At 49.3% G+C, this 20,256-nt stretch carries 19 protein-coding genes; 12 read left to right on the top strand and 7 right to left on the bottom strand.

The genetic code is table 11. From position 1 onward, the window contains the following. Window positions 1-3: 3 nt before the first annotated feature. The 5 genes from Q8K39_RS08870 to yihA all read right to left on the bottom strand — a co-directional run bounded on the left by Q8K39_RS08870 (window position 4) and on the right by yihA (window position 5,006). Window positions 4-1,098: a magnesium transporter CorA family protein gene (locus Q8K39_RS08870; RefSeq protein WP_186953136.1), complete on the bottom strand. Its 1,095-nt coding sequence runs from the start codon at window positions 1,096-1,098 to the stop codon at window positions 4-6. Next, window positions 1,079-2,329: a sterol desaturase family protein gene (locus tag Q8K39_RS08865; protein ID WP_305259528.1), complete on the bottom strand. Its 1,251-nt coding sequence runs from the start codon at window positions 2,327-2,329 to the stop codon at window positions 1,079-1,081. The genes Q8K39_RS08870 and Q8K39_RS08865 overlap by 20 nt, the downstream gene beginning before the upstream one ends. Before the next feature lie 10 nt (window positions 2,330-2,339). Beyond that, window positions 2,340-3,020, bottom strand: coding sequence for a lysoplasmalogenase (locus tag Q8K39_RS08860; RefSeq protein ID WP_305259526.1), 681 nt, complete (start codon window positions 3,018-3,020; stop codon window positions 2,340-2,342). Window positions 3,021-3,025: 5 nt separating this feature from the next. After that, window positions 3,026-4,051, bottom strand: coding sequence for a porphobilinogen synthase (gene hemB / locus Q8K39_RS08855; RefSeq protein ID WP_186953139.1), 1,026 nt, complete (start codon window positions 4,049-4,051; stop codon window positions 3,026-3,028). Between the two features lie 187 nt (window positions 4,052-4,238). After that, complete coding sequence (gene yihA, locus Q8K39_RS08850; protein ID WP_305259523.1) at window positions 4,239-5,006, bottom strand: ribosome biogenesis GTP-binding protein YihA/YsxC; 768 nt, start codon at window positions 5,004-5,006, stop codon at window positions 4,239-4,241. Window positions 5,007-5,223: 217 nt separating this feature from the next. Between yihA and Q8K39_RS08845 the strand changes: the two genes are divergently transcribed. From Q8K39_RS08845 to Q8K39_RS08820, 6 genes are all read left to right on the top strand, one after another. Then, the gene (locus Q8K39_RS08845) at window positions 5,224-5,922 is read left to right on the top strand and encodes a cytochrome c (RefSeq protein WP_186953141.1); all 699 of its coding nucleotides are present in this window, start codon (window positions 5,224-5,226) and stop codon (window positions 5,920-5,922) included. A gap of 249 nt (window positions 5,923-6,171) precedes the next feature. Further along, window positions 6,172-8,310, top strand: coding sequence for a cytochrome c biogenesis protein ResB (locus Q8K39_RS08840; RefSeq protein ID WP_305259521.1), 2,139 nt, complete (start codon window positions 6,172-6,174; stop codon window positions 8,308-8,310). An 83-nt stretch (window positions 8,311-8,393) separates the two neighbouring features. Beyond that, entirely contained in the window at window positions 8,394-9,539 is a 1,146-nt protein-coding gene (ccsB, locus tag Q8K39_RS08835) for a c-type cytochrome biogenesis protein CcsB (protein ID WP_186953143.1), read from the top strand. Between the two features lie 109 nt (window positions 9,540-9,648). Beyond that, window positions 9,649-10,629 (top strand): protein-methionine-sulfoxide reductase catalytic subunit MsrP, encoded by a 981-nt coding sequence (gene msrP / locus Q8K39_RS08830; RefSeq protein WP_305259520.1) that lies wholly within the window; start codon window positions 9,649-9,651, stop codon window positions 10,627-10,629. Window positions 10,630-10,641: 12 nt separating this feature from the next. Beyond that, window positions 10,642-11,268: a sulfite oxidase heme-binding subunit YedZ gene (locus Q8K39_RS08825; RefSeq protein WP_305259518.1), complete on the top strand. Its 627-nt coding sequence runs from the start codon at window positions 10,642-10,644 to the stop codon at window positions 11,266-11,268. A 130-nt stretch (window positions 11,269-11,398) separates the two neighbouring features. Next, window positions 11,399-12,028, top strand: a complete 630-nt coding sequence (locus tag Q8K39_RS08820) for a 1-acyl-sn-glycerol-3-phosphate acyltransferase (protein ID WP_305259516.1) — start codon at window positions 11,399-11,401, stop codon at window positions 12,026-12,028. On the opposite strand, the gene Q8K39_RS08815 is transcribed toward Q8K39_RS08820, so the two are convergent. Next, window positions 12,019-12,144 carry a lipoprotein gene (locus Q8K39_RS08815; protein WP_186953147.1) on the bottom strand — a complete coding sequence of 42 codons (126 nt, stop codon included), beginning with the start codon at window positions 12,142-12,144 and terminating at the stop codon, window positions 12,019-12,021. The two genes, Q8K39_RS08820 and Q8K39_RS08815, sit on opposite strands and share 10 nt — an antisense overlap. A gap of 62 nt (window positions 12,145-12,206) precedes the next feature. On the opposite strand from Q8K39_RS08815, the gene cyaY reads away from it, so the two are divergent. Beyond that, a complete protein-coding gene (cyaY, locus tag Q8K39_RS08810; protein WP_186953148.1) occupies window positions 12,207-12,518 on the top strand; it encodes an iron donor protein CyaY in 312 nt (103 codons plus the stop codon). Window positions 12,519-12,532: 14 nt separating this feature from the next. On the opposite strand, the gene Q8K39_RS08805 is transcribed toward cyaY, so the two are convergent. Beyond that, on the bottom strand, window positions 12,533-14,845 hold the full coding sequence (locus Q8K39_RS08805) for a penicillin-binding protein 1A (protein ID WP_186953149.1): 2,313 nt from the start codon (window positions 14,843-14,845) through the stop codon (window positions 12,533-12,535). A gap of 313 nt (window positions 14,846-15,158) precedes the next feature. Between Q8K39_RS08805 and Q8K39_RS08800 the strand changes: the two genes are divergently transcribed. Genes Q8K39_RS08800 through pilQ form a run of 5 tightly spaced genes read left to right on the top strand, consistent with a single transcriptional unit; the run spans window position 15,159 to window position 20,233 of the window. Further along, complete coding sequence (locus tag Q8K39_RS08800; RefSeq protein ID WP_186953150.1) at window positions 15,159-16,238, top strand: pilus assembly protein PilM; 1,080 nt, start codon at window positions 15,159-15,161, stop codon at window positions 16,236-16,238. Continuing rightward, on the top strand, window positions 16,238-16,858 hold the full coding sequence (locus Q8K39_RS08795; protein ID WP_186953151.1) for a PilN domain-containing protein: 621 nt from the start codon (window positions 16,238-16,240) through the stop codon (window positions 16,856-16,858). The genes Q8K39_RS08800 and Q8K39_RS08795 overlap by 1 nt, the downstream gene beginning before the upstream one ends. A 35-nt stretch (window positions 16,859-16,893) precedes the next feature. Then, complete coding sequence (locus Q8K39_RS08790; protein ID WP_186953152.1) at window positions 16,894-17,547, top strand: type 4a pilus biogenesis protein PilO; 654 nt, start codon at window positions 16,894-16,896, stop codon at window positions 17,545-17,547. Continuing rightward, window positions 17,544-18,086 (top strand): pilus assembly protein PilP, encoded by a 543-nt coding sequence (locus tag Q8K39_RS08785; RefSeq protein WP_186953153.1) that lies wholly within the window; start codon window positions 17,544-17,546, stop codon window positions 18,084-18,086. Before Q8K39_RS08790 ends, Q8K39_RS08785 begins: the two co-directional genes overlap by 4 nt. Further along, window positions 18,083-20,233 (top strand): type IV pilus secretin PilQ, encoded by a 2,151-nt coding sequence (gene pilQ / locus Q8K39_RS08780; protein WP_186953154.1) that lies wholly within the window; start codon window positions 18,083-18,085, stop codon window positions 20,231-20,233. The genes Q8K39_RS08785 and pilQ overlap by 4 nt, the downstream gene beginning before the upstream one ends. Window positions 20,234-20,256: the final 23 nt, after the last annotated feature.

Below are 20,256 nucleotides of genomic sequence, written 5' to 3'. Positions count from 1 at the left end.
ATGTCATTCAATGCGACGGCTGGCCTGATCTTGTAGGTAGCGCTGGCTGCGGAAATAAATCAGCAAGAGCACCACGATGACACCCATGCCTCCCATGATGTACCAGAAACCAGAAGCATGCTTGAGCAAGGGCATGACTTCAAAGTTCATGCCGAAGATCCCTGTGAGTAAGGTCAAGGGCATGAACAGGGCGGTGATCACAGTCAGGGTGCGCATGATTTCGCTGGTTCTGTGTGCCATCGCTGCAAAGTGGATTTGCACTGCCGATTCCAGTGATGCTTCGAGGCGGCGAGCATGATTGAGCACGCGACTGATATGTTCCATCACATCATTGGTGCGCACCAGCAGCAAATCCTTGGCACGGCTATTGCCATCGTGGGTATCGACGATATGGTCGCGCAATTCCTGCATGGCATCGCGCTGTTCTTCACACAGGTTATCAAGCTTGCGTAGTTCCACCCGAGAGTCGAGCAAGGCCAGCCAGTTATTGAAAGGGCGGCGCGGGTCCAGCAAGGCATGTTGCCACCGATCGAGTTGCTGGGTCAGTGGATGGCGCAATTCCAGGTATTGATCGACCATGGCGTTCAAGAGCCGCAACATCAATTCTTCCGGTGACGCTGGCAAGCGGCTGCCGTGGGTATTATTCTCTGCTCTCGATCGATAATCCAGCAGGCGTTGGCGCGCCAGTTCGACCGTGCGGCTTTGTGCAGGGCGTACTGTGATGAGAACATTTTTCATCAGCAAAAAAGACACTGGCGAGGTCGCCAGTTTATTCAGAGCTGCAGGTATCTTGCGATTCACGCCACTCTTGTTGTCGCCATTTGCTTCTGTCAGTGTCAGCTTGCGAAACACCACCATTTCATAGTCTTCAGTAGCATCGAAATAGGATGGGTGCGAGAGATTGCTGATGTCCTTCAAATGCAAGTCATAAATTTGCGTTCCCGTCATGGCCTCGACACTGCTACGCCATGCTTCCGGGTCTGCTGCGACTTCATCATGGCTGGCATCGAGCCACAGAAAACCTACAGCATTGATCAGGGTTTCAGGTTTGTCAGGATTTTTCAGGGTCTGCGTATCGTTAATGTGGAAGATGTCCATGCGTCTTTTGTCGGGAGAAAATAAGCCAGAGTCCAACCAGCGAAATCAGGCCAGTGGCAGTCAGCAATGCCTGAATTGGCGTGGACAAGGCAAAGGAGTAAAACCAGTTGGCAGTAAATAAATTCATCACCAGGATGCACAGTATACGCACGGTCTCAGGCAACAGGTAAATACGACCTCTTTCCATCAGGCCGCCTATGCACCAAAGACCCATAACCAGCCAGCTCACATAGATGGTGGCATTCAAGGCGCTGATGGATTTATACACCAACAAAAAATGCGTCGCCGCTTGCAGCAGCAGGATAAACTGCACGATGCAATACCATGTTGTAGCCTTGCTCATGGCGGGATCATAAATGGGGCGTTGCAAATTGAATGTGGTAGGCGCAGATTGCGCCAGCAAGTCGGCAGGACGCCAGCCAGGTGGGCGCAACCAGATCTGCAATTTATCCAGCCAGTTTTTCGTGTGCCAGGCATCGCGCCAGACTTGCTCGTACACTTCCAGGTTGGCCCACAAGGGGTTCCAGCTGCGCAGAGGCTTGCGCGTGCCGTAGACGATAGCTACATGATCTCGCTCTTCGATGAAAGTGCCAAACAGTCTGTCCCAGATCACTAGTATTCCGCCAAAATTCTTGTCCAGATACATGTCATTGACAGCATGGTGAACCCGATGATTGGAGGGGGACACAAATATGCGGTCAAACCAGCCTAGCTTGCCTATCTGTTCGGTGTGTACCCAGAACTGGTAGAGTAAATCGATGAGGGCAACCGCAATAAACACATCCAGTGGAAAGCCTATCAGCGCCATGGGCAGATAAAAAATCCAGCCAAACAAGGGGCCTGTGCTGGTTTGCCGCAAGGCTGTGCTCAGATTGTATTGTTCGCTCTGATGGTGTACGACATGGGCAGCCCATAACAGATTGGTTTGATGCCCCATCCTGTGCAGCCAGTAATACAAAAAATCGTAGAGTAGCAGGGCCGCTACCCATACCCAGATACTGTCTGATGGCAGGTTGAACAGCGAAAGATACTTGAGCACCAGGGCATACATGCCTATCGAAAACAGCTTGGAAAATGCTCCTATGATCTGGCTCATGACACCCAGGGATAGGCTGTTGAGTGAATCATTGATCCGATACAAATGGCGCTGGCGCTTGCGTGCCACGATAAATTCTAGGGCGATCAGAATGAAAAAAACCGGGCTGGCAAAGGTAATGATTTTTTCATGCATGATCCTGGCCCTATTCAGAGGGGAATGATGTGACCGAAGCAGCAATCAGCCACAGCGCCAGATAATAGCTGCTGAGGATGAGTAATGGGGAATGGGCAATAGGTGCGTAGAAACGATTGTAAGCGAGCAGGGTATCTGACAGCATGAAGCACAGGCCGCCGATCAAAGCCAGGCGGCCAGACATGCTGTGCAATTGCAAACCACGGCTGATGGCTTGTGCTGTCATGCAAAGCAGCAGACAGACGTAGGCAACGACTGGTATCTGCAAGGCGCTGGGCAAGCCCGGCCACAATATCGCCAGGTTGATGATGCCCAGCGCAGCGATGCCGACAAAGGCCAGCGGTTTGCCAGCGAAGCGGCTATCTGTGAGCAGGGCGCGCAAGAAGCAAATGTGGGCCAGCAAAAAACTCAACAGGCCGCATAGGAATCCCTGGCGAAATACGCTAGACGGTAACATCAGGAAGACGTCGCCAATCAGCGAGCAGATGATGCCTGCCAGTATGGCTTGCTGATAGGTTCGACTGATGACAGGCTTGCTGTGCCAGGCAAAAAAGAAAATAGTGAGGGTCGTCAGTGGTTTGAAAATGTAGTGGAGATATTGCGCACTGCTTATCTCTTTTCCCAGTTCTGCTCCGGCGATTGCCAGCGCAGCAAAAATGAAGATGAAGACAGAGCGCAACATCGCAGACATGGTGATCAACCAGTATGCTTCAGCAGGCGCGCAATGTCGCGGGCGAAGTACGTAAGGACGCCATCGGCACCAGCACGCTTGAACGCGAGCATGGATTCCATCATGGTCTTGTTGTGATCGAGCCAGCCATTTTGCGCAGCGGCCTTGATCATCGCATATTCACCACTGACCTGATAAGCAAAGGTCGGCACCTTGAATTCATCCTTGACTCTGCGCACGATATCCAGATAAGGCATGCCGGGTTTTACCATCACCATGTCAGCACCTTCTGCCAGGTCCAGAGCGACTTCGCGCAAGGCTTCATCGCTATTGGCCGGGTCCATCTGGTAACTGGCTTTATCACTCTTGCCCAGGTTGGCAGCAGAACATACGGCTTCGCGGAAAGGGCCGTAAAAAGCCGATGCATATTTCGCAGAGTAAGCCATTATGCGGGTATGGATGAAGTCATTGACTTCCAGCGCGTGGCGGATCGCACCTATGCGGCCATCCATCATATCGCTGGGGGCAACGATGTCGACACCAGCTTCGGCTTGCACCAATGCCTGGCGTACCAGCATGGCTGTAGTTTCGTCATTCAGGACATAGCCGTCAGCATTGATCAAACCATCCTGGCCGTGGCTGGTATAGGGGTCCAGCGCGACATCAGTCAATACACCCAGTTCAGGGAAGCGGCTTTTCAGCTCGCGTACTGCGCGAGGGATCAAACCTTTGGGATTGGTGGCTTCTACGCCATCTGGCGTTTTCAATTGCGGGTTGATGGCAGGGAACAGCGCCAGCACCGGAATACCAAGGGCCACGCAATCTTCCGCCACGCCCATCAGCAAATCTATCGTTACTCTTTCCACGCCAGGCATGGATGAAATTTTTTCACTTTGGTTGACACCGTCGATGACAAAAACGGGGTAAATCAAATCAGATGCAGTGACCATGTTTTCACGCATCAATGCGCGCGAAAACGCATCCTTACGCATGCGGCGCATACGTATTGCGGGGAAATGTGCTGAGGGATGAGATTGTTTTATGGATGACATAGTCAGATGAAAATCAATGAAAAGAATTTTATGCAGGTTAATGAAACTTTTTTGAAGTTGCAACATCTTAATGCATAGGTTGGATCAACTCCACGCCTACCGCTTCTCCTCCCTGAGCGGGCACCGTGCGTCCCTATTCGTAACGGTGTTATTACCCCGGCAAATAACTAATTTTGCCGGGGTTTTTTTATTCTGCGTCGGCAGGCTTGTCCACCGGAGTTTCTGCAGGCGAATCTGTTGCATTTGCGCTGGCATCTGCATCGTTTTCATCAATAGTGTTGACGACAGGATCACGGTCCAGTCCAACCAGGCGCTGTACCGCTGCATCAGCTTCTTCTATACCTATGCGTTTCAGTGCAGAAAACAATTGCAGGCTGAAAGGGAAGAGCGGGCCTTCATCATCAACGTAACTGTCCAGCACAGCCTTTGCTTTGCGCAAAGCGTCAGTACATTCGCTGCGATTGAGTTTGTCGGCCTTGGTCAAAATGCAATGGATAGGGCGCCCAGTTGGTGCAAACCATTCCAGCATCTGTATATCAAGGTCAGTAAACGGACGACGGGCATCCATGATCAGGACCAGCGCAGCTAATTGCGTACGTCTTTGTACATAGGCACCGAGTAACTGGTTCCAGTGTTGTTTGGCGGCCCCAGGTACTTCTGCATAGCCATAACCTGGCAAATCTACTAACAGGGCGCGAATTTCATCGACCCTGGTTTCATCTTTGCGATGCTGGCCTACATGGGCACCACCAATGGAAAAATAATTAATATGTTGGGTGCGTCCCGGTGTTTTGGAGGCAAAACAGAGTTTTTTCTGATTGCACAGGGTGTTGATTGCGGTCGATTTGCCAGCGTTGGAGCGGCCAGCGAAAGCAATTTCGGGCACGTGGGTGCGCGGGAGATCGCGCAGATGGTTCACTGTAGTGAAGAAGCGGGCTTGCCAGAGGATAGACATAGAGGAAAGGAATAATGGAAAAATGCAACATAAGGCAGTAAAATCGCCCGAAAGCTATTGTACAATAAGGGGTTAGGTCTTGGGCAGCGATTAAAACCATGTCCACATTCCAGTTTTGAACGTATTTTGTTGCCAAAAAGTGCTGTTTACGTATCAAAATAGCTGCAATGCGTCGCCAATAGGGCAGATTTCCATTATTTAGTCTCAGGGTGTTTGAATGAACCGTGCGTTTTTATCGTTGTCCAAGTCCATCAGCGTCGCAGTCCTGGCGGTGTCTTCTTTTGCCTCCTCGGTCTACGCTAATGAAGTAGCCAAGCCAGCCAAAGCTGATCCTGTCAAAGGCGAAGCCCTGTATACCAATGGCGATGCAGCACGCGGCATTGCTGCTTGTGCATCCTGCCACGGTGCAGCTGGTAATTCGACCATCGCTGCCAACCCCAAGTTGTCGGCACAGCACGAAGCTTACCTGGTAAAACAGTTGACAGACTTCACTGGCGATACACGCAAAAATGCCGTAATGACCGCGTTTGCCAAGGCCATGACTGCGGAAGACATGAAAAACGTTGCAGCCTACCTGTCGGTACAAAAATCCAAACCAGGTACTGCAAAAAATAAAGACATCGTTGAACTGGGTAAACAAATCTATCGCGGTGGTATCGCTGAGAAAAACGTTCCAGCCTGTGCTGGCTGTCATAGCCCGAATGGTGCTGGTATCCCTGCACAATTCCCTCGTATTGCTGGTCAACACCAGGATTACACGATTGCCCAGTTGACTGGCTTCCAGAACGGTTCCCGCAAGGATGGCGCAAAAATCACTGGTGCCCGTCTGAACAGTGCACAGATGATGACTATCGCCAAGAAAATGTCTGAAGATGAAATTAAAGCGGTAGCGGACTACGTTGCAGGCTTGAAATAATAAACAAAGATAGAGTAATTGAGGAGGGGGTGGCAATAGCCATCCCCTTTTTTCATGATGAAAGCGGCTGCCAGACAGGTGTGCAAAGTGCTTGCGCGTGTTTCAGCCATTTTTTGATGAAACGTGTACTATTCGTTGCGCCTGGATATTGATATAAAACACCTACTGGCATGGATGTTTCCTCTAACATCTGCCACATTCATTTTGCGCAAGCCTCATAAGTAGTATCACAAGCAATAAGCAGAGAGTATGGACAATAAGACAGACGGCGATCAGCCTGCAGATACTGGCGGAATACAGTTGCAAACCCGGCGTGCCTGGCTTGCAGACGGGGTGGAGTTGCTGTCTTCCATGCGCTTTGCCATCAGCTTGCTGACACTGATCGCGATTGCCTCAATCATAGGCACAGTGCTCAAGCAAAATGAACCGATGCCGAACTATGTGAATCAGTTCGGCCCTTTCTGGTTTGAGGTTTTCAATAAGCTGGGCTTGTATGCGGTGTATTCTGCATGGTGGTTCCTGCTGATCATGACTTTCCTGGTGATTTCGACTTCGCTCTGCGTGATACGCAATGCACCGAAGATGATGAAAGATATGCGCAGCTGGCGCGATACTGTGCGTGAGCAATCACTGCGTAATTTCCATCACCGCTCTGAATGGCATAGCAGCAATGCCAGGGCCAAAGTGACAGAGCAAATCCTGGCTCATCTGGCCAGGATAGGTTATCGCTTCAAGCTCGTCGAAAAAGAGGGAGCGACCCTGATTGCCGCCAAGCAAGGCGCTGCAAACAAATGGGGATATATTTTCGCCCATAGTGCGATCGTCATCATTTGCGTGGGTGGCTTGCTTGATTCGGATCTTTCGATACGTTTTCAGCAATGGTTCATGGGTAAAGTGCCATTTGAGGGAAGCGGCATTATTTCCAAGATACCTGAACAACATCGTCTGTCGCTGGCTAACCCCACCTTCCGTGGCAATACCATGATCCCTGAAGGGGCCAGCAGTAGTACCGCAATCTTGCCACAGGCAAGCGGAGTACTGGTGCAGGATTTGCCATTCACCATCAAACTGAAAAAATTCACGATAGATTTTTACTCGACTGGCATGCCCAAGCTGTTTGCCAGTGATGTGGAAGTGACTGACCATGAAACCGGCAAGTCATTTTCCTCTGTCATCAAGGTCAACGAACCTTTGATCTACAAGGGTATTGCTGTTTATCAATCGAGTTTTGAGGATGGTGGAAGCCGTTTGCAAGTCAAGGCCTATCCCATGTTGGGGCCGGATGTCAGCACTTTGGCCATGAGCGGAGAAATGGGCGGCAGCACCGCTCTGAAGCCAGGCACAGGGAATGACTACACGATAGAGTGGTCAGGCTTCCGGCCTTTCAATGTCGAGAATATGGCGCGTAATGGTGCGGATGTCAGGGCGGTTAATCCGAATCAAAGCTTGAATGAAAAATTCACCGCTGACTTGAACAAGCACCTGGGTTCTGCTGCCAAAAATGCGAATAATAAAGATTTGAAAAATGTTGGCCCTAGCTTGCAGTATAAATTGCGCGATAAAACCGGCCAGGCCAGGGAATTTCATAACTATATGCAGCCTGTGCTGATCGATGGTGCTTATATGATACTGGCGGGTACCCGCGATACCCCGGCCGAGGCTTTCCGTTATTTGCGCATACCGGCTGATGATGAAGACAGCGTCAAGGAATGGATGCGTTTGCGCGCTGCCGTGCAAAATCCTGAATTACGGGAACTGGCCGCGCAACGCTATGCCAAACGTGCACTACCGGCGAACATGCCGAACGCAGAGCAAGTGCAGGCGCAATTGACAGAGTCAGCCAGGAAAAGCCTGAACATTTTTGCCGGTGATGAACAGCAGTCCGGGTTTGTGGCAATTTCCAAGTTTCTTGAGCAAATCCCTGAGGCAGAGCAAGGCAAGGCGGCCGATGTCTTCATGAAGATTTTGAATGGCAGTATGTGGGATTTGTGGTTGGTCGCCAGGGAAAAAGAAGGCTTGCCAGCACTGGAGCTGGATGAGAAACATGCACGCTTCTTGCAACTGGCAACCGGAGCGATTTCTGATGCGTTTTTCTATGGCGCACCGGTTTTCCTGCAACTCACGGGTTTTGAGGAGGTCAAGGCGTCCGTTCTGCAAGTGACGCGTTCGCCAGGCAAGAATGTCGTATATCTGGGCTGTTTACTGTTGGTATTGGGTGTATTTGCGATGTTTTACATACGTGAACGCCGCCTCTGGGTATGGATCAGGGACGATGTTGCAGGCACACATGCCTTGATGGCGCTCAGTTCTCAGCGCAAGACCCTGGATTTTGAAAAAGAATTTGAACAGTTGAAGATACATTTACAGCAATTGAGTACGCAGCCTTAACACTGCAAGTAGCCACTAACTGCAGCGTAATCGACTACACTAGGAAGCATACGGCCTGATGGCCATGCATCTGGGGATATATGATGGAAATCACACAGAACTACTCACCCTACCAGGGTTTTTTCAAACGCCTCTCTATCGCTGACTGGTTGTATGCCGTGGTCTTGTGCCTGGCGTCCCTGTTTGCCTTAAGCCGTTTTGGTGCTTATATGGATGTCTACGAAAAAGGCATCCTCTTGCTGGCAGCTCCGACTTTTGCCTGGTTGGGCTGGCATTGGAAATCAGTGCGCACCCTGATGGTGATCCTGGCGGTATTGAGCCTGCTTGCCATACAGATGTACGGTGGGTCACTGGATATGGCAAACAAGAAATTCTTCTTGAAATACCTCTTGTCCAGCCAGTCGGCGATTCTGTGGATGAGTACCCTGTTTTTCCTGTCCACCCTGTTTTACTGGGGGGGACTGATTGCCCGTTCTGATTTTGGTGCTTCCCTTGGTTCAGTCTTGTGCTGGTCTGCGGTCGTCATGGGTTTCACTGGCATGCTGGTGCGCTGGTATGAGTCTTACCTGATCGGTGCTGATGTTGGCCATATCCCGGTATCGAATCTGTATGAAGTGTTCATACTATTCTCCATGATTACGGCCTTGTTCTATTTGTATTACGAGCAACAATACCGTACCCGCCAACTGGGGCCCTTTGTCATGCTGATCATTTCAGCAGCAGTTGGTTTCCTGCTGTGGTACACCGTCAGCCGTGATGCTGCAGAAATTCAGCCTCTGGTGCCTGCCCTGCAAAGCTGGTGGATGAAGATACATGTACCGGCCAATTTCATTGGTTATGGCACTTTTGCACTGGCGGCCATGGTGTCTGTTGCCTATTTGCTTAAATCTAAAGGCTACCTCGTTGACCGTTTGCCTGCACTCGAAGTGCTGGACGATGTCATGTACAAGGCGATTGCCGTTGGCTTTGCCTTCTTCACCATCGCCACCATTCTCGGTGCGCTGTGGGCGGCTGAAGCCTGGGGAGGCTACTGGTCCTGGGACCCGAAAGAAACCTGGGCGCTGATCGTCTGGCTCAACTATGCAGCATGGTTGCACATGCGCCTCATGAAGGGTTTGCGCGGCCAGGTAGCTGCATGGTGGGCGCTGGTTGGTTTGTTGGTGACCACTTTTGCTTTCCTGGGCGTGAACATGTTCCTCTCTGGCCTGCATTCGTATGGCACGCTATAAATACTGAGGTAATTTGTAAGAATCAGCAGGAAACTGCGACTCATGAGAAACTAGGGCGCAACAACGATGTCAAATGGCTGTTGTGCCAGTCTCAACCACGGAGTCCACCATGCTGATAAAACGTAGTCCCAATGGCATAGACCTGCCTTACTCTTCTGAAATCACACCGCGCGCCGTGTTTGAGGCGCGCCGCGACTTCATCCGCAAGATGGCCGTGGGCTCAATCGCTGGAACCGCCCTGTTTGAAATGGCCAATCGCGCTGCTTTTGCCCAAAATGCTGGCGCACAAAAGCTGGCTGCGAATCTGAATTCTGCCTATGCTCTGGTGGAAAAGAAGACCGCCTATAAAGATGCCACCACTTACAATAATTTCTATGAATTCGGTACGGATAAGGCTGATCCGGCGATTACTGCGCACACACTGAAAACGCGGCCATGGAGCGTCAGCATAGAAGGCGAAGTTAAAAAGCCGATGACGCTGGATCTGGACAGCCTGCTGAAACTGGCATCGCTGGAAGAGCGTATTTACCGCCTGCGTTGTGTTGAGGGCTGGTCGATGGTGATCCCTTGGGTAGGTTATTCCCTCTCCAATATCATCAAAAAAGTCGAACCTACAGGCAACGCCAAGTATATTGAATTCGTCACGCTTGAAGACAAAAAGCAAATGCCGGGTTTGCGCAGCCCAGTGCTGGAATGGCCGTATGTAGAGGGTTTGCGTATGGATGAAGCAAATCATCCATTGGCCTTGCTGACCTTTGGCATGTATGGCGAAGTCTTGCCCAACCAGAATGGTGCGCCAGTGCGCATGGTCTTGCCATGGAAATATGGTTTCAAATCTGCCAAATCCATCGTCAAGATTCGCTTCGTCAAAGACCAGCCACGCACGGCCTGGAATATCGCGGCACCCAGCGAATACGGTTTTTATTCGAATGTGAATCCGGATGTCGATCACCCACGCTGGTCACAGGCGAATGAACGCCGCATCGGTGAAGATGGCTTGTTTACCCGCAAGCGCAAGACTCTGATGTTCAATGGCTATAGCGAAGTGGCGTCGCTGTATTCTGGCATGGATTTGAAAAAGCTTTTCTAGGATTAACGCCTCATGTTGCTCACCAATAAGCAGGTTTCCTGGTTCAAGATAGTCTTGTTTATCCTGGCGCTCTTGCCATTTATCCGGCTGGTCAGCTTTGTATTTCTGGATAAACTGGGCGCGAATCCGGTTGAATTTATTACTCGCAATACAGGTGACTGGACGCTGTATTTCCTGTGCTTTACACTGGCGGTGACGCCATTGCGCAAGTTGCTGCATATGCCCTGGCTAATCCGCTGCCGTCGCATGCTGGGCTTGTACGCCTTCTTTTATGCTTTCCTGCATTTCTTGACCTTTCTCTGGTTTGATCATTTCTTTGATGTAGCAGAAATGTGGAAAGATGTGATCAAGCGGCCCTTCATTACGGTCGGCTTTATTGCCTTTGTCTTGCTGATCCCGCTGGCTGCGACCAGCACCAATGCCATGATCAAACGGCTGGGCGGCAAGCGCTGGCAGTGGTTGCACAGATTGATTTACCTGATCGCACCACTGGGGGGGCTGCACTACTTCTGGATGAAGGCAGGCAAAAATGATTTTTCCCAGCCTGTGCTATTTGGCCTCATCGTTGCCGGCTTGCTCATGATACGTCTGTGGTGGCGCTGGTTTGGTCGTGACCCTGTGGTTGTCACCGGAGCTTGAATCTCGCCCGCAACTTGTCGGCTTCTCATGTTGCGGGTGCACATTGATCTTGTTTTACAGCGCATATTTCTTCGAGGCATAATCGCGCATTTGAAGAATGCAGGCACAGAACTGCTCACGTGCATAAAACATGGCAGATTTTTTACTGGAAAAAAAAGCAGTAGCAACCCGTACTCAGCGAGTTGCCATCAGTATCCTGGGTGTCTTTGGCTGGCGTGTACGCTATCGCCCTTTACCTGGGCCGCGTGGCGTCATCATTGTTGCTCCCCACACCTCCAATTGGGATTTCATGGTTGGCATATTGGCCAAGCTGGCGATAGGCATGCCTTTTCATTTTATCGCCAAATCTTCGCTATTTGAAGGAATCACCGGGGCGACCCTGGGCCAGCTGGTGCGATATCTGGGCGGCGAACCGGTAGAGCGTGGCGTATCCACTGGGGCAATTGCCCGCCTGGCAGAAAAAATCAATCGTGCAGACTGGTATTGGATGGCAATCGCGCCTGAAGGTACGCGCAGCCTGAAACCGTATTGGCGTAGCGGTTTCTACCATATTGCAACCAGCGCAAACGTACCACTGGGTTGTGCTTATTTTGACTTCACCAAAAGAGAAGTATCACTGGTCGATTATCTCGACATGACAGGAGAGCGTGAGCGGGATATGACCAGCATCGCAGCGATCTATCAAGGTGTGCAAGGCTGTCGTCCGGCTTTGGCCAGTCCTGTTACCTTGCGCCCTGAGGATAGTCATTCTCAGGGCTGATTTGGTGTGCTGGTGGCAGTTGCCGGAGCAGGCTTGGCTGGCATGACCAGTGGGCCTTTTTGGCCGCAAGCCGTCAATAAAGACATGATGAAAAATAGGCTAATCAGTTTGCGCATCTTGTATTCCCCGAACACCGTATAGAATGGCGTTTTTACATATAAAGACGCTGGAGTTTAGCATGACTGAATCCGAATTCCTGGTACTGGCAGATACTTGCTTGCGACAGGTGGAAGAATTATTTGAGCAAGCCTTTGAAAAAGATGAATACGATGTGGAATGCAGCCGCAGCGGTAATGTATTGACTGTGGAATTTGTTGATACCAACTCCAAAATTATCGTCAATAGCCAGGCACCAATGCAGGAAATGTGGGTGGCCGCACGCAGCGGTGGCTTCCATTACAAATATGATGGCTGTCAGTGGCTCAATACCCGCGACGGCTCGGAATTATTTGCAACCTTGTCCCGCGTTGCGCAAGAGCAAGGTCGCTGATCACAAGTTTGCTACTATTCTTCAATCAATTCCACAGGGGGCGCCAGCGTACTGACGCCTGATCCGGGGGGATTTTCTGCATAGTAATAGTCGCCATCTACCGCGATAATACCTTTCGGGATTGGTCTTTCTTCTATTGGGAAATCTTTCAGGATTTTTTGCATATAGGCTATCCAGATAGGCAAGGCCAGGCCACCACCTGTTTCTTTATTGCCCAGATTTTTTGGTTGATCAAATCCCATCCATGCAATGCCAACGACTTTCGATTGATAGCCAGCAAACCAGGCATCAATAGAGTCATTCGTAGTCCCTGTTTTTCCCGCAATGTCAGGACGTTTCAACACCAGTGCCTTGGTGGCAGTCCCCATTTTGACGACGTCACGCATCATACTATCCATAAGGAAGGCATTGCGTTCATCAATGACGCGATTGGCTTCGTCGCCAGCCATATCCGGCTTGGTTTGTACCAGTACCTGGCCATTGCTGTCGGTAATCTTGGAAATCAGATAAGGATTGACCTTGTAACCACCATTGGCAAACACGGAATAGGCAGCCGCCATTTGCAGGGGAGTGACTGCTCCTGCGCCCAGAGCCAGCGTCAGGTAAGGTGGGTTTTTCTCAGGCACAAAGCCGAAACGGCTGGTGTACTCCTGACCATACTTTGCCCCTATCTTGTGCAGGATGCGTATGGAAATCATATTTTTCGACCTGGTCAAGCCGCGGCGCATCGTCATCGGGCCTTCGTACTTGCCGTCATAATTCTTGGGTTCCCAGGCCTGGCCTCCAGTCTGACCGGCATCGAAGCTGAGAGGCTCATCATTGATAATGGTTGATGGCGACAGGCCTTTTTCCAGTGAAGCAGAATAAATGAAGGGTTTGAAACTGGAGCCAGGCTGGCGCCAAGCCTGGGTGACGTGATTGAACTTGTTCAAGTTGTAATCAAAGCCACCGACCAAGGCGCGGATGGCACCATCTGTGGTGTTAGCAGCAACAAAGGCAGATTGTACTTCAGGCATTTGCGTGATGCTCCAGTTCTTACCTTCCAGTACCACGCGTATGACGGCCCCGCGCTGTATGCGCTTGTTGGCGGGAGTCTTGGTTGATAAGCCACTGGCAGCGAATGTAAGACCGCTGTCTTCGATACGAATTTCCTCGCCCGACGACAAGACTGCCCGCACCAGTTTTGGCGCTGCTTCCAGCACCATGGCTACTTGCAAATCGTCGCTGTTGGAATGTTCGGCCAGCTCTTTTTCTATGGCATCTTCTGCCGCTTCCTTGCCTTCCGGTATGGCGATAATGGCTTCCGGTCCACGATAACCGTGGCGTTTTTCATAATCCATGACGCCGCGGCGCAAGGCCAGATAGGCGGTGTCCTGGTCCGCCTTGGTAATGGTGGTGTACACATTCAAACCACGGGTATAAGTTTCTTCCTTGAATTGCTCGTAGACCAACTGACGGGCCATTTCTGCAACATACTCAGCATGAATACCAAATTCACCGCTATCTGTCTTGGTGACCAATTCTTCATTCTTGGCTTGCTCATATTGCGCCTCTGTGATGTAGCCGAGATTGCGCATTCTTTGCAAAATGTATTGCTGTCTGACTGTGGCGCGTTTCGGATTTACCACAGGATTATAGGCAGACGGTGCCTTAGGCAAGCCTGCCAGCATGGCCGCCTCGGCAATGGTCAGGTCTTTCAAGTCCTTGCCAAAATAAATTTGCCCGGCCGATGAAAAGCCATAAGCGCGCTGCCCCAGGTAAATTTGGTTCATGTAAATTTCCAGAATCTGATCTTTGCTCAAATTCTGTTCTATCTTCCATGCGAGCAGGATTTCATAAATCTTGCGCTTGAAAGTCTGTTCACTGGACAGAAAGAAATTTCTGGCGACTTGCTGTGTAATGGTGGATGCGCCCTGTTTGGCACCGCCACTAAGATTATGCAAGGCAGCACGGGTGATACCCAGGTAGTCAACACCACCGTGCTCATAGAAGCGATCATCTTCGATCGCCAGTACAGCTTTCTTTACGATTTCCGGAATGTCCTTGAAACGCACGACATTACGCCTCTCTTCGCCAAACTCGCCGATCAGCATGTTATCCGCCGAAAACACCCGTAATGGCATCTTTGGCCTATAGCTCGTGATTGAATCAAGTTCAGGCAGATTAGGGTAGGCCATGGTCAGAGCGAAACCGACAATAAGTACTCCTGCTACAACTAATCCGCATAAAACGCCCGTAGTTCCGAGTACAATGCGGGCCAAAAGCTTTCCTGCAGAGCGTTGTTGTGGCTCAGTTTTATTGTCGGGTTCTTTGTTTTGTTCTGACATAGCGGGTAATTGTAAATAAGGCAGTGCTCATTATAGCCGCCTTCGTCGGGCATGAGACCGCCAGCAGATAGACGGATTTGTAAGCAAATTTCAAAATATTCCTGATCTACGTGGATATTTGGCAACGCATACGGGTAGTGCTGCGTGGAAATTGCTTTACCAATGCCAGTCTTATTGCTAGGATTTCATGTAAGCTTGGATAATTGTCTCGTAAATAGCGGTTTTTAAAGAGAATTTACTCCAGGAACTAGAATGATTCGCACATGTAATTTTGTGTAAATTGAAATGATGATGTAATCGTGAGGGGATATTCTTGGCTTTAGATCTGGCTTCATTGCTCGGCAGAAAAAATCCGCCACTATTTGGTCTGGATATCAGTTCTCTCGATATCAAGCTTGTTGAACTTTCGGAAGGGAGCAACAAGTCATATCGACTTGAGCGCTATGCCTCCGAACCACTGCCCAAGGGTGCGGTGTTGGATGGCAATATCGAGAATATTGAACAAGTGACCGAGGCAGTACGCAAACTCGTTAAGAAAAGCGGAACCTCGGCTAAGAATGTGGCAATGGCAATGCCGGCTTCTGCCGTCATTACTAAAAAAATAATACTTGCCGGAACCTTGACTGAGCAGGCACTGGAAGTGCAGGTGGAGTCTGAGGCTAGTCAGTACATACCTTTTTCCATGGATGAAGTCAGCCTGGATTTTTGTGTGCTGGGTCCGGCAGCAAATGCGGAAGAAGACATAGAAGTGATGCTTGCTGCGTCGAGAAAAGAAAAAATTGAAGATCGCGTGGCCGTGATTCAGGCTGCAGGTTTGCAAGCTAAAGTCATGGATATTGAATCCTATGCTGCGCGTGCAGCCGTGTCACGCCTGATAGATCAGCAATCAAATGGCGGCAAGGATCAAATTTATGCGATTTTCCAGATTGGTTCCAAGCGTACCTATATTTTCATCATACTTAATGGTGACGTTATTTATGAGCGTGAACAGCAATTTGGCGGCGCTCAACTGACTCAGGATATCGTCAGAAATTATGGTTTGTCCGTAGAAGAAGCAGAAATAAAAAAGAAAAATGGCGATTTGCCTGATACGTATGAAATGGAATTGCTTGAGCCTTTCCTGGAAAGTGCAGCCTTGGAAGTGACTCGTGCCATACAGTTCTTTTTCACTTCCACTCCTTATACCAGGGTGGACCAGATTTACTTGTCTGGCGGTTGCGCAGTGATACCAGGACTGGTGGATATTATTGCCGAACGTACCAAAATTTCCACTGCCGTGGTCAGCCCGTTCAAGGGCATGGAACTGGGTTCGGGGGTAAATGAGAAGACCTTGCGCATTGATGCTCCTGCTTACATGGTTGCCTGTGGCCTGGCATTACGGAGATTTGGCTAATGATCAAGATTAATCTCCTGCCGCACAGGGAAGAAAAGCGCAAGCAGCTAAAAAGTGACTTTTATGGGCTGTTATTGTTGTCCGCGATCGTCGGCGCACTTGTTGTGGTGATGGTGAGTGCTTACTTTTCGCGGGAGTTGACTACGCAAAATGATAAGAATGCTTTCATCAAGAAAGAAAATGCCAAGCTTGACGAGCGCATAAAAGAAATTGCGACACTCAGACAGGAGATTGCTGGGTTGAAAGCAAGGCAGCAGGCGGTGGAAGATTTGCAGGGTGACCGGAATCAGCCAGTCTATTTGCTTGACGAGCTGGTGAAGTTGACGCCTGAAGGTGTTTATTTGCGTACTTTAAAACAGGAAGGGCAAAGAGTCGTTTTAAATGGCTATGCCCAATCTCAGGACAGGGTTGCAGAATTTATCAGAAACCTGGGAGCAAAATCAGATTGGATGTACAAACCGGATTTGGATGATATACATTCAGCGGCCTTGCAGACTGGCAAGGACTCGAAAAAGGTGTTCGAATTCCAAGTCAATGTGAGTATAAAACGTCCTCGTGAAAAAGAGGAAGTAGCATCGCAGACTGGTGAGACGACGGTTAATAAACCTGGTGCGCCTTAGCGCGTAATGATATGCAATACAACGGAAGATTGTAAATGGCGATTAATCTGAATGAAATTGGTCAGTCTATTAACGCCCAGTTTCAAGGCTTGAATGGACTTCATCCTGGTCTTTGGCCAATTGCACCACGTATGGCTTCGGCCATTGGTGTGGTTGTTGCCGTGGTGGCTTTGGGGTGGTTTCTCCAGTGGGATGGCCAGATGCAAGCCATAGAAGCTGGTCAAGCGGAAGAAGTCAAGCTCAGGGATGAATACAAGTCCAAGCTACAACAGGCAATTAATCTTGATGCCTTGTTAGAGCAGCGCAAGACAGTGCAGCAATATGTTGCAACCATGGAAAAACAGCTCCCTAGTCAGGCCGAAATGGCTGCTTTGCTGGGTGATATTAACCAGGCAGGTTTAGGGCGCGGTTTGCAATTTGACTCCTTTAAACCTGGATCCCCTGCGGTAAAGGACTATTACGCTGAGCTGCCAATTGCAATCAAGATTCAAGGTAGTTATCACGATCTTGGGCAATTTGTAGCAGATATTGCAAAATTGCCAAGGATTGTTACCTTGAATAATTTGGGTATCACCGCTTTGAAAGAGGGGGGATTGTCATTGGATGTCACAGCCAAGACTTTCCGCTACCTGAATAAGGATGAGGTTCAGGATCAGGCTGACAAGAAGAAAAAGGAGCCTAAGAAATGATGAAATTTCTCATTAGGCCAACAATCTACATGATGCTGGCTCTGTCCTTGTCAGCATGTGGCGATGCTGAAGAAACTGAATTGAAAGCCTGGATGGATGCTGAGCAAAAGCAAGCCAAGGCCGTGATCCCGAAAATTAGTCCGCCAAAAGTGTACACGCCATTTTCTTACGCGGGAAAAGGAGAGATAGAGCCATTTGATCCAGCCAAGTTGCTGGTGGTTCTGGCACGCTTGAAAGCGGCATCAAGTAATGGTATTAAAGCTCCCAACCTGGATAGGCCAAGAGAAGCTCTGGAAGCTTTCCCGATGGATACCTTGGTAATGGTAGGGACGATAGAGAAAAATAAAATGGTTTATGGCTTGGTTCAAGTGGATAAAACAGTTTATCAAGTCAAGTTGGGTGCTTATATGGGGCAAAATCTGGGACTAATTACAAAGATTTCAGAAAATGAAATTGAAATCAAGGAAACAGTTCAGGATGCCGCAGGCGACTGGATTGAGCGTCAAGCCAAGTTAGAGTTGCAGGAGGCTAAGAAATGAATGCGTTGATAAATACAAGTAAAAGGGGCGCCAAATTGGTTAAATTGATTTTATGTGCTTTGCTAGGTTTTTGTAGTGCAGCTTTTGCACAAACAAATTCGATCGAGTCGCTGACGGCAAATCAGCAAGGTGCCAATATTATTGTCAAAATTACCCTTAAGCAGCCTTTGCAAAAAGTACCTGTTGGGTTTTCAATTGCCAATCCATCCCGAATCGCGCTTGATTTTGCCGACGTTAGCAATAATACAGGTAAGACGGCATTCGAAATGAATATGGGCGACCTGCGCGCCATCAATCTAGTGGAGGCAACCGGGCGTTCGCGTGTGATTTTCAATCTGAACAAGTCTCTCAACTATGCTACAGCAATAGACGGCAACTCATTGATAGTCACAATTGATGCTTCAGGCGGTACTGCTACTGCAGTCAATTCGCAAGGCTTGCCAGTTACTGTGCAGCCAGCAGTTGTTGGAAAACGCATGTTGCGCGATATAGATTTCCGTCGCGGTAGTGCTGGTGAGGGCCGCATTGTCATCGATTTGCCACTGGACCAGGTAGCGGTAGACATTCGTCAGCAAGGTCAAAAAATCATCGTGGATTTCCTCAAAGTAGGCTTGCCAGAAACGCTGCGCCGCCGCCTGGATGTTGCTGATTTCGGTTCGCCGGTCCAGATTGTGACTACGACGCCATTTGGTGAGAATGTCCGCATGGTGATAGAACCCACAGGCTTGTGGGAACACAGCGCGTATCAGAGTGATACCCAGTTTGTAGTGGAAGTTAAACCTATCAAAGAAGATCCAAATAAGCTGACCCAGGGCACGCAAGGGTATCGTGGCGAGCGACTCTCTTTCAACTTCCAGAATATCGAGGTCCGTGCCATCTTGCAGATCATTGCAGAAATCAGTGGTTTGAATGTGATTGCCAGCGATACAGTCAATGGCACCATTACCTTGCGTCTGAAAGATGTACCTTGGGATCATGCTTTGGATATCATCATGCAATCCAAGGGATTGGATATGCGCAAGAATGGTTCTGTCATCTGGATTGCTCCGAAAGAAGAGTTGCTGACCAAAGAAAAGCTTGAACTTGAGCAAAAGGCGCAAATTGCAGAATTAGAGCCTGTAAAAACAGAATCATTCCAGTTGAATTATCAAAAAGCCGAATCCTTCAAGAAAGTTTTTGGGGATGAAGGCGGAGCTAATAATCGCCTGTTGTCTAAGCGGGGTAGCGCTGTGATTGAACCGCGTACCAATCAGTTGTTCGTGACTGATATTGCTTCCAAACTCGAAGAAGTCCGCAAATTAATTGCAAAAACTGATATTGCTTCCAGGCAGGTTTTGATTGAAGCCAGGATAGTTGAGGCGGATGATAAATTTAGCAAAAGTCTTGGTGCAAAACTGGGCTTCCTGGACATGCGTGGTCTTCGTGGTGGTGACGTGGGCTACCAGCTTGCAGGTAATCAACGAGTTGGTCTGACAGGTAATTATCTTGGCTTGGGTGAGCAGCAAGGCACTGCAAAAATTACTGATTCAAGCTATGCGCCAAATAGTCAGTTTGTGAATTTGCCGGCATCAGGAGCTAATGGTTTGAATCCTGGTAGTTTGGCTGTCAGTTTGTTTTCATCTGCGGCTAACCGTTTCCTGAATTTGGAATTGTCAGCGCTGGAAGCAGATGGCAAGGGTAAAATAGTCTCCAGTCCAAGGGTTGTTACTGCCGATCAATTAAAAGCATCGATAGAACAAGGTACTGAATTGCCTTATCAGGTAGCCACATCCAGCGGTGCGACATCGATTTTCTTCCGTAAGGCTTCGTTGCGACTGGAAGTCACGCCACAAATTACACCAGATGGCAATGTGATTCTGGATGTTGATGTGCATAAGGACAGTGTTGGCCAAGAAACTAGGGCTGGCTTTGCGATTGACACCAAAGAGGTAAAAACAATTGTTTTGGTTGAAAATGGCGGTACCGTGGTGCTAGGTGGGATTTTCCAGCAAACTGAACGCGATAGTGTGACTAAAGTGCCATTTTTTGGTGATTTGCCTTTGTTTGGGAATTTGTTCAAATCCACAGGTAGAACAAATGAAAAGACCGAACTGCTGATATTCATTACCCCAAAAATTATTGCTGAAAAATTCAGTAGCAAGCAATAGCCGTATATGATGTTGAACGCATA

It is taken from the genome of Undibacterium sp. (genome assembly GCF_030683615.1).
Lineage (GTDB): Bacteria > Pseudomonadota > Gammaproteobacteria > Burkholderiales > Burkholderiaceae_D > Undibacterium > Undibacterium umbellatum.
This window is presented reverse-complemented; position numbering and strand designations above follow the sequence as displayed.